Consider the following 16674-nt stretch of genomic DNA (forward strand, 5'->3'; position numbering starts at 1 on the left):
CCTCATCACAGCGTGGATCTCGCGGCCTGTGCTGCACCGACGGTTTGCCGGGGGCGGGGAACAGCCAGAGGTGCCAGGTCGAGCCGCTTGTCCATGTCGAGGCGAAACATGCCGTACGGGTTGATGTTCGACCAGAACAGCGCGGTCAGTCCGCGCCGGTCCTCGTCCGTGAGTCTCGATGCCCAGGCCGGTTCGGCGAGGACCTGCTGGAGCAGCAGCGTGTTCACGTGCACGAGCGCGGACTGGAGCAGGTGCAGGGCGAGCATCGAGGTCTCGGCGTGCTCCTTGTCCGGGCCGGTGAGGGCTCCGTCCTTACCGTAGTGCAGCACGGTGTTCGCCGAGTTCCAGTTCTCCACGACCTGGAGGCCGCCGTGGATCTCCCGGCGAAGGTCGGGGCTGGCCAAGTAATCGCACGCGAAGACGGTGCGCACGGCGCGGCCGAGTTCTTCGAGCGCGGCGTAGGTGGGGTGTTTGGGGCCGCCACGGGTGAAGCGCCTCAGCACCTGCTCGGCCTCCGCCGTCCCCAGGCGCAGGGCGGTGGCGTACTTGACCATCTGGTCGTACTGCTAGACGATCAGGTCCCACTTGATGGCCCGGGTCGTCAGCGAGGCGCCGAGCGCCGGCCAGCCGGGCGGGGTGTCGTCCGGGCGGTGCAGGCGGATGCTGCCGATGTTCTTCAGCCTCGGCAGCAGACGGAAGTTGAGTAACTCGGTCAACGCGAATCCGACGACCGACGCGCCGTGCGTGTCGACGTAGTTCGACTCGATCTCGGTGTCTGTGCAGTGCCGCAGCAGACCCTCGATCATCGCCGCGACCTCGGACGACGAACAGCTCTTGAGCTGGGAGTAGATGCAGACGTTTTTCCGCTTCACATGCCAATAAATCATCACGCCGTTGCCGCCGTAGCGGGCGTGGTACTCGGTCATGAAGTTCGAGGACCACGACCCGAACTTCTTCGAGTCCGACGCGCACGCGGTCCCCTGGCCCCACCATGCGGTGTCCCGGGCCGCGAAGCCGGCGTTCACCAGTTTCCGCACGGCGGCCCGCAGGTTGTCGACGGTGATGAAGTGTCGGCGCACGTGCCGCAGCGCCGCCTCACTCTCGCCGTGCTCGCCGGTCGCCACGATGGCCCGGATGCCCATGTTCGTACCGAGGGCGAACAGGGCCAAGAGGAGGCGTCGTTGGAAGACCGCGCGGTCGATGCGCTCGTACGCGGCGACCGAGGCGAACTCGTCGGTGAAGCCGGTGTCGAAGTCGGCGTTCTTGAGCACGTCCAGGAGGTCGAGCACGCCCCATCGGCGTACCACCTCGTCCTTGAGCGCCTGGAGGCCGGTGGGCTCATCCAGCCTCTCCAGTTTAGGCACGGAGATCCACGGCTCACCGTGCCGGGTGGTCACCTTGATCCCGCCCGCCGAGCCGTCCGCCAGCGCGGCCGTGAGCCGGTCCAGGCTGTTCGTCATCCGCTGCTTCAGATCCATGATGAACTCCCGCGCGTCCAGCGGCTGACGGATCGCGGCGTAGTGCACGGTGCGGGTGGCCTCGAAGTCTCCGGGCAGGTCGTCCTCCGGGTTGCGCCACCGGGCCGCGCCCTCGATGTAGATCTCGCGCCGCCGGATCGCATCGCGCAGCGCGACCAGGACGCACAGCTCGTACGGGATGCGTTCGACCCTGCCCTTGTCATCGACGACGGCCTCGCGCCAGTCCTTGCGTACGACGCCATCCATCGGCACCGCGTCCGCGGCGTCGTAGAAGCGGGTCTTGCCGTCGACTCCGGCGTACTTCTCCAGCAGCGCGAGCGCGTCCATCACCGGCCGGTAGGCGGTGATGTTGCAGCGGAAGCCGAGCGTCCGCAGCAGCGGCGGCAGCATCTGCCGGTAGTACGAGCTATACGACGAGCGGAGCGTGGTGCGGACCTTGGCCTTGAAGACCTTCTCGTTCGCCTTAGCCTCGGCCACCAGGTCGCGCAGCGTCTTCTCTCCCACCACCGGGTAGAGGGCTGTGCGTACGGTCTTGTCGGGCTGGCCGATCGCTGCGTCGGCGAGCCTGAAGAGGATGCCCTCCTTTCCGCGGACCTTCTTCAACTCGGCCGTCAGCTGCCTCTCGACCCGCCGCTCGGCGCGGGCGTTGATCTTCTGCACGAGGGCGATCAGCAGGTCTCCCAGCGCGTCGGTGATCTCCGCCTGCCGGGAGGAGCACAGCGCGGCGAGCAGCATGATCCGTACGTCCTCGGCGGTGTCGCGGAAGTCGGAGGGGTACATCTTGATCGCCCGTGCCCGCCACGCGGCCACCAGCTTCTCCGAGCAGTCCGCGAACAGCCCCTCGGGCAGCCCGAGCCTGCGCACGTCGTTCAGCTTGTTGACCTCGGTCAGCAGGGAGTCCAGGCCGACCGCGCCCGGGTCCCGCTTGAGCAGCGCCAGCAGTGCGGCGCCGTCCTCGTTGCCCTCCGGGACCAGCGCCAGCAGCCGGGCCACCCCGACCTCACCCAGGCGCTCGATGGCCCGCGCGCAGAACACCCGCTCCCACCGGTTGCGGGCCGCGACCAGCACCCTCTCAATCCGGGTCCGGCCCGGCGGCTCGATACTGCGCGCGCGGCACTCGACCAGCAGGGCTTCCTGCTGCCGGTCCTCCACCAGCTCGACCGGGCACACCTCTGTGGCCAGCCATGTGGTGAGTTGATCCTCGTCCTCCAGCGTCGCCGGCCGGAACCCCAGCGCCTCGCGGATCTGCGCGCGGTGGTACTCAACGGTTCGGCCTGTGAGGGAGTACTTCGCGAAGTCGGCGGCCGGGACCTTTACCAGCCCGGCGACGTACTCCACCGCGGGCTGCGGGACCTCCTCCAACAGCTCCCGGAACCGGCCCTCCAACTCGAAGAACTTCAGCATCAGGCAGAAGCCGAGCCTCGTCACCCCGGTCTTGTTGGCCACCAGCTTCCAGTCGCCATCCACCAGCGTCCAACTCGCCAACAGTTCTTCCGGCGACCACTCCTGACGCACTTCCCGCCCCTGCCTCGCCGAGCCTCTCATCACTCGATCAGCCCAACGAGGCGCCCGAAGCCGGGAAACGGGGCCGTCTGACGATGCGAAAGCTACCCGCCGGTTACCTTGCGGCTCGTGTCCGAGCTAGGAGTTCGGGGCCAAGTAGGGGGCGCCGCGGGATGTGGTGCGGGCCCGGCTCCTCGGAGGGTCCGGGCCCGCACCATGACCGTGGTCCGTCTTCGTCCGCGACCCGGTCTGCTCGGGCCCGTCACCGCGAGAGGGCGGCCAGCTCCGCGTTCGCCCGCTCGGTGACCAGGGCCAGGACGCGGCCGGCGGTTGCCAGGTCCTCGGCGGGGATGCCGGCGTAGATCCGGGCGGAGATCGGCGCGGTCTCGGCGTTGACCTCGGTGTAGAGGGCCTGGCCGGCGTCCGTGGCCCTCAGCCGGGACGCCTCGGCCGCCAGCAGGCCCCGGGCGGTCAACTCCTCGACGACGCCCCGGACCTCCACCGCGTCGACCTTGAGGGCGTCGACGACCTGGCCGGTGAGTTCGTCGCGCTCCACGGGTGCGCCGGCGAGCGCGACGGGCCGCAGGGTGACCATCTGCTGGAAGGTGAGACCGCGGCGGGCCAGGGCTGTCTCCAGAACCGCGCGGCCGGCGTAGTGAGCCAGGGCGATGACGCGGCCGTTGACGGTGGGTGGGGCGGTGGTGGTCATGGTTGCTCCTCGACCTTCGCTCGGATGTCGTGAGGCGAATGAGCCAGATACAGTACATGGATACCATATCCATGGCTTCTGATGGTCGAGGGTTGGTCGGACTGACGCGGAACCCCGCGCGGGACTAGGTTGAGCGGCATGAGCAATCTTGATCGCGAGGCGGTGCCCGCGCTGTGCGGCGGCCGTGGATTCGTGGTGGCGGAGCCCGTGCGGGAGCTCCTCAGTCCCCGTCGGGTCCAGCTCGGCGAGTCCACCGAGGTCCGCCGTCTGCTGCCCAACCTGGGCCGGCGCATGGTCGGTGCCTGGTGCTTCGTCGATCACTACGGCCCGGACGACATCGCCGACGAACCCGGGATGCAGGTGCCCCCGCACCCGCACATGGGCCTGCAGACCGTGAGCTGGCTGCATGAGGGCGAGGTATTGCACCGCGACTCCACCGGCAGCCTCCAGACGATCCGCCCGCGTGAACTGGGCCTGATGACCTCAGGCCGCGCCATCAGCCACTCCGAGGAGAGCCCCAGGTCGCACGCCCGTTTCCTGCACGGCGCGCAACTGTGGGTCGCGCTCCCGGACAGTCACCGGCACACCGACCCGCACTTCGAACACCACGCCGACCTGCCCCGCGTCACGGCGCCGGGTCTCACCGCGACGCTCGTCCTCGGCGATCTCGACGGCGCGCGCTCGCCCGGCACGACGTACACCCCGATCGTCGGCGCCGATCTGGCCCTCGCCCACGGCACGGACGTACGCCTGCCGCTGGAACCGGACTTCGAGTACGCCGTCCTGGCCATGTCCGGCGAGGCCCACGTGGACGGCGTGCCGCTGCTGCCCGGATCGATGCTCTACCTGGGCTGCGGCCGCCGCGAACTCCCGCTGCGCGCCGAGTCGGACGCGGGCCTGATGCTGCTGGGCGGCGAGCCGTTCGAGGAGGAGCTGATCATGTTCTGGAACTGGATCGGGCGGTCGCAGGAGGAGATCGTGCAGGCTCGGCAGGACTGGATGGAAGGGACACGGTTCGGGGAGGTGAAGGGGTACGACGGGGACCCGTTGCCGGCTCCCGAACTGCCGGCGACGGCTATGAAGCCGCGGGGAAGGGTTCGCTGACCTGCGGAAACGGCGGAGGCGCGGACGCCCCGGACGAGCCGGAGGACACGGAGGCCGGCAGGACCTCCCTGATGCGGTGATGTCCGGCTCGGGCAAATGACGCGATGGCCGCCGCGGCGATTCCCCGGGAGCTGCCGGTCACGATGATGCGCTTGTCCTGAATCATGGTGCTTTCCGTAGATGACGAGTGGATGCGAGGCAGACGTGTGCGCATCTGGCCTCACTCCGCCAGCCTTCCGCAGGCCACACGGTCATCAACAGGTCAAACCCTGCTCACTACTCGTCAGAACTTCTCCTGACCCGCGCCGTTCGCCCTCCCACGGCTCGGTCACCGAGTGGATCGCCACGGACCTGACCTCGTGACCCGACGCTCGGTGGGTCAGTGACGGCACGACTGCCTCGTCGGTCAGGTGTGGTGTGTGCAGTACTCCTAGGAAGATCCCGGCCTTCTCCTGCCATCGAAAGCACGGCAAGTTCGCAGGTGAACGATCCGTCAACGGGGCTTCTGCCCTGACTGAGCAAGGAGAACGCGATGACACGGACAACCTCAGGGACCACAGAGCAGGGCAGCGACCGGAAGGTCGTACTCGTCACGGGTGCCACGAGCGGCATCGGCGAAGGCATCGCCAGGCGGCTTGCTGCGGAGGGCCACCACGTCGTTGCCGGTGCGCGTCGAGAGGATCGCCTGACCAGCCTGGCGGAGAGCGTGCGAGCCGACGGCGGGAGCATCGATGTACGCCGTCTCGATGTCACCGACCGGGCCGACGTGACCAGGTTCGTCGACGAAACGGTTACTGCCCGGGGGCACATCGACGTGATCGTCAACAACGCCGGCGTCATGCCGCTGTCGCGCCTCGACTCACTGCTGGTGGACGAATGGGACCGGATGATCGACGTCAACGTCAAGGGACTGCTGCACGGCATCGCTGCGGCCATGCCGCACTTCCAGCGCCAGAACAGCGGGCACTTCATCACCATTGCGTCGATCGGTGCCTACTCCGTGGTCCCCACAGCTGCTGTGTACTGCGCCACGAAGTACGCGGCCTGGGCGATCACAGAAGGACTGCGGCAGGAGGCTGAGCCGTTCATCCGGGTTACCACTGTCTCACCTGGCGTCGTCGAGTCCGAACTGGCCGAAACCATCACCGAACCGGGAGCCGCGGCGGCAATGAAGGCTTACCGCTCGGCGGCCATCTCGCCCGATGCCATCGCTCGTGCGATCTCCTATGCGATCAGCCAGCCCGCCGACGTCGACGTCAACGAGTTGGTCATCCGGCCTGTGCGGCAGCGCCCGTAGCGTCGCGGCTGCCGGCGGTCTGCGCCCGCAGGCGTGCGCATGTCGGTGCACAACGAGCAACCTCAGTACCTACCGCAGGCACCACACCCGCGGGCTCGCCCGTGTGACCGGCCGACGGTGGGAGCTGGAGCACAACGACGCGGGTGGCCGGGCGTGAAGGTCGACTGAGCGCGAAGTGAACAACCAGCGGACAGGGAATGGGCTGGTCCAGGCCTGGTTGATGGCTGAGAGTGGAGCCGTATCCACCGTCCGCGCCCCCACCGGATCCGGAGCGTGTGCGGACCACGTTCGCCCGAGGAGCACCATCGTGACGACGGCCCCAGCACCGGCCACCAGCATGCCCGCACAACGGCCGCTCGGGGTGGCTGAGCACTTCATGTGGCTGATGAACCAGAACCGCCCCACCCACTCGGCCACCGCCATCGAAGTCGCGGGCCCCACCGAGGTGCATGAGTGGCGAACGGCGCTGAACACCCTCCAGCACCGCCACGCCCTCCTCGGCGCCCGTATCCGCGACAGCGGCAACGGCCCCCGTCTCTCGTTCGGCCACGCCGCACAGATTCCGCTGCGAGTGACCGACCTGGCGGCGACCGGGTGGCAACACGAACTGGCCACCGAGATGCGCCACGGAGTCGATGCGGCCGCGATGCCGCCCGTACGGGCCGTCCTGCTGTACAGCCCCGAACGGTGCGCGCTGGTTCTCGTCGCGCACCATGCGGTGGTCGACGGGCTGTCACAGGCATATCTCGTACGAGACCTGTTGACCCTCCTCAGCGGCGGGAGCATCGAGGGGGCGGCCGAAGGGCATCCTGGACATCCGGTGGACCATTTCCTGGCTCGAGAGATCGCCGCCGCAGCCACGACTCTGCCGAGTGACATGGACATCCCCCTCTCCGACATGCCCGGCATCTACCGGACACCCGACCCGGACGCCGTGCTCTCCATCGATGCCGCCACTCTGAGCCGGACCCAGACAGCCGCACTGCGCGAATGCGCCCGGGCAGAAGGCACGACCGTGCACGGCGCTGTCGCCGCCGCGGCCCTGGGTGCGGCGGCCGAACTCAACGCGGACTGGTCGACCGTCCCGCTGCGGGTGCACTCGCCCCTCAGCCTGCGCGGGCTCCTTCCCGCACCGGCTGAAGGAATGGGAAACATCCTCGCCCCGGCCACCACCGCACAGGTCGGCAAGTGGAGCGACCCGTGGGAGGCGGCCCGGTCCTTCACCGACACCCTCGCCCCGTTCCGCCACAAGAGCGCGCTGCTTCAGTCGCTCGCTCTGTGGACAGGCGTCCTGCGCAGCCGCCCGGCCCCGGCTGACATGGCCGGTATGCTCGCCGCCGCCGCACCCCACGAACTGCTGCTCACCAATCTCGGAGCCCTGCCCATCGGGACGTCCTACGGTTCGTTGACCCTCAAAAGCTTGTGGGGACCTTCGGTCCTCTTCGGATTCGAGGGAGAGCAGACCCTCGGTTTGAGCACACTCGCCGGCACACTGCGCATTCTGCACACGAGCTTCAGCCCGGTGCCCGAGCTCTTGGAGTTGACCCGAGAACGGCTGCTGTCAGCCATCGGTGGCACTGGCTGATCCCCCGACATCAGCGAGGTGCCCCAACCGGCCTCGTCTCTGACCGCGCACCGCGAAATGCCCGGACACCACTCAGATCGCTTGCGGGCGGCTGCCCAGTGGGCCACTGGTTTCATCTCGCGCGGACGGTTTGGAAGTCGCGGCCCTCGGCATGCTGTCGCCACAGGAGTTCGGCCACCGTCGCGGGTTCATGCTGTAGCCCAGGGCCCAGTGCGCCGACGATCGCGGTGTGTGCCACACGTATGCCTTCGGGGCTGCGCTCTTCGTGCAGCAGACGGGCGTACGCCAGCTCCGCGGCGCAGGAGACGGCGGAACTGGCACGCCCGGCGCTGGGCGCGACGGCGGCACCTCCTGTGGTGAGTTCTGCAGGCGCAGGAGTGCGCGGCGTAAGGTGCTCGGCCGTGCATGGTTCGGTTGGTGGGGGAGGGCTCGTGGATTCGGGGAACGGTGGCTTGTTGGGTGACCTGGTGGTCGCCGCGCGGGACCAGACGTTCGTGGGGCGGATGGCGGAGCGGGCGGTCTTCCGGTCCGCGCTGGCGGGGGACTCCCACGCGCCGTCGGTTCTGTATCTGCACGGGCCGGGCGGGATCGGCAAGTCCGCGCTGCTGAGGCGATTCGCTCTCGAGGCGCGGGACGCGGGGCGGCTGGTGATCGAGGTGGACGGGCGCACGGTCGCCGCGACGCCGGAGGACTTCGAGCACGCAGCCGGGAAAGCGATCGGCGAGCCGAACACCGTGCTGTTGGTCGACACCTTCGAGCTCTGCCACGGCCTGGAACACTGGTTGTGGGAGCAGTTCTTGCCGCGGTTGCCGCTGGGCACGGTCGTGGTGGTGGCCGGACGCGTCGCCCCCGATCCGCGCTGGGTCGCCGATGCGGGGTGGGCGGAGCTGCTGCGGGTGGTGCGGTTGCGGGATCTGGCCCGGGAAGATGTCGCCGCCTTCCTGCGGGTACGTGGTGTCCCGGCCGGTGCGCACCACGCGCTGATGTCCTTCACCAGGGGTAATCCGCTGGCCCTGTCGCTGGCGGTGGCGTTCGCCGTGCAGCGGGACACGGACGGGGCCCGGGGTGCTGCAGACTGGTCACCGGGCCAGGACGTGATCGCGACGTTGCTGCCCCACCTCGTGGGCCACACCCCGAGTGCGGCGCACCGCACGGCGCTGGAGGTGTGCGCGCAGGCCGATGTCACCTCCGAGGCCCTGATGCGGGCGATGATGGGCGAAGACGCCGCTGAACTGTTCGCCTGGTTGCGCACCCAGCCGTTCGTCGAATCCACCGCCTCCGGGCTCTTTCCGCACGATGTCGTGCGCGAGGTGCTGGCCGCCGATCTCCGCTGGCGAGACCCCGAGGGATTCGCCGCCCTGCGCCGGCGGATGTACCACCATCTGCTCGCCCGGGTCCGCGAGGTGCCCGCCGCACAGGTGCTGCAGGCGATGAACTCACTCGTGTACCTGGACCGTTCCCTCGGTCATCTTGCCGACACCCTCGTATGGGACCCTGAGGACGCGGTGCGGGAAATGCCCTGTACGCCTGACGACGAGAGCCGCGTGGTGGACCTGGTCCACCGGACGGAGGGCGCCGAGTCCGCCGCGATCGCCCGCTTCTGGCTGCAGCGGCAGCCCGAAGCGTTCAGGGTCTACCGCTCGAACCGGACCGACGAGATCACTGCCTTTTCGACGTTTCTGCGGCTCAGCGGACCGGAGGGGGAGGACGTCGATCCGGTGGTGGCCGCCGCCTGGTCTCACGCCCGCGCAGGCAGCCCACTGCGAGCAGGCGAGCACATCGCTGTTGCACGGTTCATAGTGGACGCACAGACGTACCAGCGGCCCTCGGCGTCTTTGAACCTGGTCACGTGGCGCGTGACGGCGGAGATCATCCGGGCCGACCGTCTGGCGTGGTTGTTCGTCGTGATGCGGGACGACGGGTTCTGGAACGCTCACCTCGCGCCCGGCGACATGCGGCCGACGGATGCCAGTCCCGTGGTCGGCGACCACGGCTACCGCCTGTTCGCCCAAGACTGGCGTACCCGGTCCGCAATGGAGTGGGTGGCGGAGAAGCACGAAGCTCTGCAGGAGGGCGTGGCTGCCGTCACGCCTGCGGTCACGGCTCCCCAGGAGCGGTCGGACCACGTGGTGCTGTCCCGGCCGGAGTTCGACACCGCCGTACGGGACGCCCTGCGGGCACTGTGGTGGCCGGGCGAGCTCGCGGCAAACCCCCTCAACCGCAGCCGACTGGTCGCAGAGCACGACCAGAACCTCCGCGATGTCCTGCTCCACGCCATCGACACCCTGCTGCGGGAGCGCGGCGGAGAGACACGTCATCAGGTCCTCACGACCACGTACAGCAAGACCGCCCCCACCCAGGAAGCGGCGGCCCGACGCCTCGGGATGTCTTTCAGCACCTACCGCCGCCACCTGACGGCCGCGGTGCAGCACATCAAGGGCGTCCTGTGGAGTCACGAACTGAGCGGAACACCGGTCCTTCCGTTGGGCCGGGACCTGTCAGCGGAGCAGTGAGGCGGGCAGCCAGGCTGAGCGATGTCCGCCGACGCACCGTGGAGGTGGCCTCGCTCGGCGAGCCCGCTGCCGCCGCACGCCATGGCCGTCAGTCGGTGGCCCGTGGCATGGGGCCGTTCGGACCGACGGAGGAGAGCGTGTTGCCGGCCATCGCCACGATCTCGTCCCTGACGAGGACCACGCTCGGCGCCCAGTCCTGGGACGCGTCCCCGAGGACGTCGACGGCGGAGGTGCGCCAGAGTTCCTTGCCGGTGCTCAGGTCCAGGGCCACCACGCGGCCGATGCGGTTGGCGAAGTAGATCCGCCCGTACGTCGCCGACAAGACCGGCTGCGACAGGCCCTCCATGCCGGTCGACCGCTGCCACAACTGCTTGCCGTCGTCGGCGGACACCGCGGTGACGCTTCCATTGGTCTGGGCGAAGACCACGACATCGTCGCCGAGCAGGGTCGGCGCGCCGCGCAGGGTGCGGGACAGCGGCACGGGACGGACGGCGCCGGTACGCGGGTCGACCCGGAGCAACGTGGTGTACCGGCGCTCGCTCTCGATCTCCCCGTCCTGGTTCGCCGCCGCCGCGGGCTGCGCGTAGACCGGTGCGCCTCCGGACTGCCCGATGCCCTTCGACCCGATCGGCAGGGCCGCGATTTTGCGTGCCGTGCCATTGGCCGGGTCCAGGCGCAGCAGGGTGGTGGTCTGGCCGGAGACCGTGCACTCGGCGTACGGCACGCCTGCCAGGGACAGCGGTGTGCAGAACGCGGCCTTCGGCGACTGCCACAGTTCCTTCCCCGATGTGTCGTACGCGATGAATCCCTGGATGTCGCCCGTGGAGGTCAGCAGCCCGCCGCTGAACACGACCGAGTCGTCGTTCGGGCTGTCTCGTACCCATCTGCGCTTCCCGGTGGCGGTGTCCAGAGCCGCGGTCCGGAATTCACCCTGTGTCTGCTCGGCGACGTACACGACCCCGTTCCGTACGCCGTACGGCATCGCGTTCTGCACGGAGTCGCCGGACCGCCAGATGACGCGGCCGGTGGCGGCATCGATCTTGGCGACGGTGAAGCCCTCGCCGCCGCAGTAGAGGACGGTGCGCTCGGGGACGCATCCCGGCGGGCCGGAATCCATCGCGGTGTCGGGTACGGAGCGGAGGCGGAGCGTCGTCTGCCACGGCTGCCAGCCGGCGGGGAGCGAAGCGGTGCGTGCGCCGGCTGGTTCGTCGCCGCCGAAGGCGTTGACCGCCGCGAGGCTCAACGCGGTGACGGCGAGCGTTGTACCGACGGCCGTGAGCAGACGGGTGAGCCGTCGGCCACGACGTTCTCCGCGCGGACCTCGGCCGGTGACGGGTTCCGTGGAGGCTCCGGGGATCGCCCATATGCCTGTGCCGACCGCGTTGCCGGAGTCGTCGGGATCGCCGGGGCGGCCGTGTTCGCCGGGACCGGTGGTGTGGTCGGAGTTGCCGGAGGCGGCCGTCTGCGGCAACGCGCGGAGCCAGTCGTGCAGTTCCACCAATCCGGGGCGTGCCGCCGGGTCCTTGTCCAGACAGCGTTCGACGATACCGCGCAGTGGTTGCGGAACCTCGTCCAGTGCCGGCGGCTCGTACATCACCTGATAGCCGGCCATGTACGGCGTGTCCGCGTCGAACGGGCCGTTCCCGGTGGCCGCGTAGGCCAGCAACGAGCCCAGCGAGAACACGTCCGACGCCGGGGTGACATCGCGCGGCGAACGCAGCTGCTCCGGTGACATGAACGGCGGCGTACCGATCACGTTGCCCGTGACGGTCAACTGCTGGTTGTCGGCGGCGCGCGAGATGCCGAAGTCGATGACGCGTGGGCCGTCTTCGGCCATCAGCACGTTCCCCGGCTTCAGATCGCGGTGCACCACCCCGGCCCGGTGGATCTCGCGCAGCGCCTCGGTGAGCCCCAGTGCCAGGATCCGCAGCTCCGGTCCGGTCAGCGGGCCGCTGCGTTCCACGCAGGCCGCCAGGCTCGGGCCCGGTACGTACAGCGTGGCCATCCATGGCTGCTCGGCATCCGGGTCGGCGTCCACGACGGGTGCCGTGAACGCCCCGCTGACCCGGCGGACCGCCGCGATCTCCTGCCGGAAACGGACGCGGAACTCCTCGTCCTCGCAGAGCTGTGGGTGCACCAGCTTCACGGCGACCCTGCGTCCGGCGGCCGAGCGTCCCAGGAACACGGTGCCCATGCCGCCGGCACCGATCCTGTCGAGCAGGACATAGCCCCCCACGGCTTCCGGGTCACCATCTCGCAATGGCATGGACGGTCACACCTTCTTCTTACGTGGATCGACGGCTCAGCTTAGGCCAAGGCCCTTGCGTGGGACGCCAGTTCCAGGTCACCAGGCGAGCGCGTCGCTCACGTTGTCCTGCCAGAAAGTGACCTGGGCGTTGTCCTCCTCGACGTACAGGGAACCGCCGGGAACGGGTACATCCACCCCGTTCTCGGTGGACGAGTCTCCCGCGTCGGGGCCGTGCAGGGACACACCGATCGAGGAGGTCGTGACCTTGGTCTGACTGTTGCGGTCGACGGACGCGGTGATCAGGCCCGCGTACGCGGTGGCGCCGCGGTCGAGGGTGACGACGGCCTGTGGCTGGCTCTGCCCCAACCTGGCTGCTTCGGCCTGCGAGTTCTCGCTCAACCGCAGGGCGGGGTAGCGGTAGATGTGGCAGGGCTTCGAGCCGGTGTTGGTAGCCGTGATGAGGACATGGTTGATGGGCTTCTTCACCTCTCTCATGGCGAACTTCAAAGAACCGGTGGTGCAGTCCACGGGCTTGGCGCTGCCGGAGCCCGTGCCGGCGGACGAGGTCTTGGTGGCACCCGCTCCGCTGCCGCCACCGTTTCCGGAGCCTTGGGAGCCCGCCCCCTTCGTGGCTTGCCCTGTGGCGGTGGCAGACGCCGATGCCGATGCCGATGCCGAGGCGGCCGTGGCGGTGGCGGTGGGCGTGACGGTCGTGTCGGTGGGCTCCGTGGTTGCCGTTCCGACCGACTTCGACTCGGCGCCGCCTTCTCCGCAGGCGGTGAGCGCCAGGGCCAGCGCGGTGGAACTGGCCAAGGCCACGGCAAGTCGATGTGTGCGCAAGCTGGTTACCTCTTCTTGACAGGACGTTCGCGGCCCATGGGCCGCGTCGGTTCGTGCTCGGACAGCGCGGTCGGCGTTCTGCGACGCAGGCCGGCTACTCAGGGGGCACCGGGAGCCTCACGGTCCGATCGTGGCATCGTCACCGGCCCGGACCGCGTGACCACGGTGCTCATTCCCTGATCGTTCCATGCCAAATTATGCTCACGGCCATGACGTTCGCCGAGCCGTGGCGAAGAGCCAAGCCCGCGGCCGCGATGCGGGCGCCGACAAGCCCCTTGGGATCAGCCTGCGTCCAGACTTGCGGCATGAGTTGGCGGTTGTGCCCAAGCCTTGGCCGTACAGGAATGAACAGGAGTGAGCACCTATTGAGCACCTCGTGTTGTGGTGTTGGGGTGGTCACTCTTGCCAGACTCCGACTGCGGTGGGCGGCACCTCATGGTGTGTCCGCCGTTTCAACGTCACATGAGTCAGAGGATCACGCGTGTCCCTCCACATTCCCCCCGTGCACGTTCCGCCGGACGGCGGTGAGCCTGTTTACCTCGTGGGTGACACGTACACCACGCTGCTGAAGTCGACGCACACCAATGGCGAACTCTCCCTGGTGGAAGCGATCATGCCCGCGGACGCCGGACCGCCTCCGCACACGCATCACGGCGAGTCGGAGACGTTCATCGTCGTGGACGGAGAACTCGTCATCACCGCCGGAGACGAGGAGTACGAGGTCGAGGCGGGCGGTGTGGTCTACGTACCCAAGGGTGTACGGCACTCCTTCAGGAACCTGAGCCGGACCGAGCCGGCGCGCATCTACTTCCTGTACGCCCCGGGCGGCATGGACGCGATGTTCACCGAGATAGGTACTCCGGGCGTGCGCGGACAGGTGGGCCCGCCGCTCAACGAGGTCGACGTGAAGGCGATGGCCGCCGTCGCCGACAAGTACGGATTCACCTTCGACTGACGCCGCACCGCGGTACAGCTCATTGCTCAGGCCAGGCATTGGGGGCAGAACCACTCGGTTTCCCCAAGCCTGTCCCTCGTCCGTCCCGCCGGAACGGGCTGCCGTGGGCAAAGGACGCTTTGGCCACCGTCGTCGGTCCGATGCCAGGTGGGTGCTCTGGAAGAAGGAGGAGAACCTGTCTCGTGCCTGCTGCCGTTCGACAAGACCCGGACCTTCCCCTACGCCTACCGGCACACCTACCCCCAGCGGCATGCGGATGCGAGCGTGGCCCCCGATGTGCTCAAAGAGCTGATGGACCACACCGACCTCAAGGTCACGGCCGTCGACCGGGTGGTTGCCCTACGGTTCGACCGCAACGGCGCCCGGGTCTGGCGCAAGGCCAAGTCGCTGGCATGAGAGAGGACGACGAGCCTACGGATGGCCAGCTCCCGTGCCGCATGACCGCGATCTGGGCCGACATCGACGCAGGCAGGGTGTGGTCAGGAGGCGTCAGTCGAGCAGCCGGGACAGCGCACGCCCGAATCCGTCGTGGTCGACGTGCCCATCGACGGCCACAAGCGCGGCGTATCCGATGAGGGCGGCGAGGACGACTTCGGCTTCGTCGGAGGGCGTCCGGTGCTCACTGTCTCCGGACTGCTTCTGCGTGATCAGGTCGGCGAGCTGGTCGCGAATGCGGGTGTGCTGTCGCGCGACGACCGAAGCGAGGAGGGGGTCGATCGCGGCGTTGCCCCAGATCTGAGCCACCAGCCGGGCATGCGTGCGCCCGTTGTGCTGCGGGTCCACGTGGCGACGGAGTTGCTCGGCGGCCTCGGTCGCGGTGTCGCCCGGGATCCGTTCGCCTTCACCCTCGCTGCAGACAGCGAGAACCAGGTCACCCTTGCTCGGGAAGTAGCGGTACACCGCTCCGATGGAAATCCCGGACGCGGCGGCGATGTCCGCCATGGAGGTGTGCGCAAAGCCCTTCTCGGCGAACAGCGTGAGGGCAGCCTCGAGGATTTCCTGACGCCGCGCCTCAAGGTAAGCCGCTGTGACCTTCGGCAAAATGAATCATCCCTCACTTTTATTGCTAGGGTAACTACCGCCCCAGTCGCTCACCGACGTTGCTGGGTCAACACCCTGTCAGAGCGCGAGTTTCGGCTGAGCCGGGGGCAGTGGCCTGGGCGGACGCGTAGTCCGTCCGGTCCGGGCGGACCGGTGGTTGCCTGCCCATCCGCCGGCCGAAGTTCTGCGCTCGCCTTCGAGCGGCCGATGGCATGGCCGCCACATCACGTTGAGGAGTTCCGTGCGCATCCTGTTCTCCAGCACGCCTGCCTTTGGACACTTGCTGCCCATGCTGCCGCTCGTTGCGGCCGCCCGCCGTGCCGGTCACGAAGTCGCGGTGCTCAGCCATGCGTCGATGACCGCCTCGACCGCTCCGACGCCCTTACTCCCCGCCGGCCCGAGCATCCCGGAGACCCTGCAGGATGTGACCCGACGCGCCGAAATAGACGCCATGCAGGATATGGCGGCCGGACCGGTCGAGTTCTTCATCGAATCCCGAGTGAGCCTGGGTGCGGAGGCCGCGCTGGCCGCGGCCACCGCCTTCGCCCCCGACCTCATCGTCGCCGACATGGTCGACTACCTCGGCCAACTTGCCGCCGCATCGCTCGGCGTCCCCTGGGCGGCGCATGGGGCGGCCCTGCCGCTCGACGCCGGGCTGGCCACCGTGCTTGACGAGGCTGCCGTCGCTCGCTTCGCCCACTACGGGGTGACCCCCACGGCGCCCGTCGCCTACATCGACCCGTGGCCCGACAGCCTGCTCCGGGACGGCTACACGCTGCCCGCGGAGCGTATAGCCATCCGCCCCGAGCCGCACTCCGACGAGAACAGCACGTGGTCCCGGCCGCATTTCGCCGACCGCGAGGACCGCCCGTTGGTCCTCGTGACTCTGGGCACGGTTGTCGAGGATCCCGCCACCCTCGCCGCGATCCTGGACTCGCTGGCCGCCCTGGACGTCAACGTTCTGGTCGCTCCGCACCGTGCAACGGACGTCGGGGACCGGCCGGTCGACTCCGCGCGGGTGCACCTGGCGGGTTTCGTTCCGATGAGGTACCTGCTGGAGGGAGTGGACGTGGTGGTGTCCTCTGCGGGAGCGGGCAGTGTGCTGTCCGCGTTGAGCGCTGCCCGGCCGATGGTCCTGTTCCCGATGGGCCTGGACAAACCCGTCAACGCCGCACGCGCCGCCGAAGCGGGCGCGGCCGTGGTCATTGATGCCCCGGACCAGGTCGCCGACGCGGTCGCGCGAGTGCTCGCCGACCACGCGGTGGCCGACGGCGCCGCGACGGTGGCCGGGGAGATCGCGGGGATGAACTCGGCCGACGATGTTCTCGGGCTCCTGTTGAAGCGCCTCGGGTAATCCGCTTGCGAGACGTTCCCGACCTGGACTTACCCCCCCAGCTGAAC

General features: G+C 68.8%; 12 protein-coding genes and 1 pseudogene. 8 read left to right on the top strand and 5 right to left on the bottom strand.

Going from position 1 to position 16674, the window contains the following annotated elements; translation table 11 throughout:
- Positions 1-5: 5 nt before the first annotated feature.
- A pseudogene (locus ACIBK3_RS37630) lies at positions 6-3023 on the bottom strand (Tn3 family transposase).
- Between the two features lie 220 nt (positions 3024-3243).
- Positions 3244-3690, bottom strand: coding sequence for a MarR family transcriptional regulator (locus tag ACIBK3_RS37635; RefSeq protein WP_399372309.1), 447 nt, complete (start codon positions 3688-3690; stop codon positions 3244-3246).
- Between the two features lie 138 nt (positions 3691-3828).
- Between ACIBK3_RS37635 and ACIBK3_RS37640 the strand changes: the two genes are divergently transcribed.
- The 4 genes from ACIBK3_RS37640 to ACIBK3_RS37655 all read left to right on the top strand — a co-directional run bounded on the left by ACIBK3_RS37640 (position 3829) and on the right by ACIBK3_RS37655 (position 10189).
- Positions 3829-4794 carry a pirin family protein gene (locus ACIBK3_RS37640; RefSeq protein ID WP_399372311.1) on the top strand — a complete coding sequence of 322 codons (966 nt, stop codon included), beginning with the start codon at positions 3829-3831 and terminating at the stop codon, positions 4792-4794.
- A gap of 532 nt (positions 4795-5326) precedes the next feature.
- A complete protein-coding gene (locus ACIBK3_RS37645) occupies positions 5327-6091 on the top strand; it encodes an SDR family oxidoreductase (protein ID WP_399372313.1) in 765 nt (254 codons plus the stop codon).
- A gap of 307 nt (positions 6092-6398) precedes the next feature.
- Positions 6399-7676, top strand: coding sequence for a condensation domain-containing protein (locus ACIBK3_RS37650; protein ID WP_399372315.1), 1278 nt, complete (start codon positions 6399-6401; stop codon positions 7674-7676).
- 431 nt (positions 7677-8107) lie between these two features.
- Positions 8108-10189, top strand: coding sequence for an ATP-binding protein (locus ACIBK3_RS37655; RefSeq protein WP_399372316.1), 2082 nt, complete (start codon positions 8108-8110; stop codon positions 10187-10189).
- Between the two features lie 88 nt (positions 10190-10277).
- On the opposite strand, the gene ACIBK3_RS37660 is transcribed toward ACIBK3_RS37655, so the two are convergent.
- Positions 10278-12455: a PQQ-binding-like beta-propeller repeat protein gene (locus tag ACIBK3_RS37660; RefSeq protein WP_399372318.1), complete on the bottom strand. Its 2178-nt coding sequence runs from the start codon at positions 12453-12455 to the stop codon at positions 10278-10280.
- Between the two features lie 78 nt (positions 12456-12533).
- Positions 12534-12923 (bottom strand): DUF4232 domain-containing protein, encoded by a 390-nt coding sequence (locus tag ACIBK3_RS37665; RefSeq protein WP_399372320.1) that lies wholly within the window; start codon positions 12921-12923, stop codon positions 12534-12536.
- Between ACIBK3_RS37665 and ACIBK3_RS37670 the strand changes: the two genes are divergently transcribed.
- From ACIBK3_RS37670 to ACIBK3_RS37680, 3 genes are all read left to right on the top strand, one after another.
- The gene (locus ACIBK3_RS37670) at positions 12910-13296 is read left to right on the top strand and encodes a hypothetical protein (RefSeq protein ID WP_399372323.1); all 387 of its coding nucleotides are present in this window, start codon (positions 12910-12912) and stop codon (positions 13294-13296) included. The two genes, ACIBK3_RS37665 and ACIBK3_RS37670, sit on opposite strands and share 14 nt — an antisense overlap.
- Positions 13297-13779: 483 nt before the next feature.
- Complete coding sequence (locus ACIBK3_RS37675; RefSeq protein WP_399372325.1) at positions 13780-14232, top strand: cupin domain-containing protein; 453 nt, start codon at positions 13780-13782, stop codon at positions 14230-14232.
- Between the two features lie 147 nt (positions 14233-14379).
- Positions 14380-14628, top strand: a complete 249-nt coding sequence (locus ACIBK3_RS37680) for a hypothetical protein (RefSeq protein WP_399372326.1) — start codon at positions 14380-14382, stop codon at positions 14626-14628.
- 93 nt (positions 14629-14721) lie between these two features.
- On the opposite strand, the gene ACIBK3_RS37685 is transcribed toward ACIBK3_RS37680, so the two are convergent.
- Complete coding sequence (locus ACIBK3_RS37685; RefSeq protein ID WP_399372328.1) at positions 14722-15273, bottom strand: TetR/AcrR family transcriptional regulator; 552 nt, start codon at positions 15271-15273, stop codon at positions 14722-14724.
- Positions 15274-15562: 289 nt separating this feature from the next.
- On the opposite strand from ACIBK3_RS37685, the gene ACIBK3_RS37690 reads away from it, so the two are divergent.
- Positions 15563-16627, top strand: a complete 1065-nt coding sequence (locus tag ACIBK3_RS37690) for a glycosyltransferase (RefSeq protein ID WP_399372329.1) — start codon at positions 15563-15565, stop codon at positions 16625-16627.
- Positions 16628-16674 lie beyond the last annotated feature (47 nt).

The sequence above is a fragment of the Streptomyces sp. NPDC050287 genome, from assembly GCF_044459385.1.
In the GTDB taxonomy this organism is placed as follows: Bacteria; Actinomycetota; Actinomycetes; order Streptomycetales; family Streptomycetaceae; genus Streptomyces.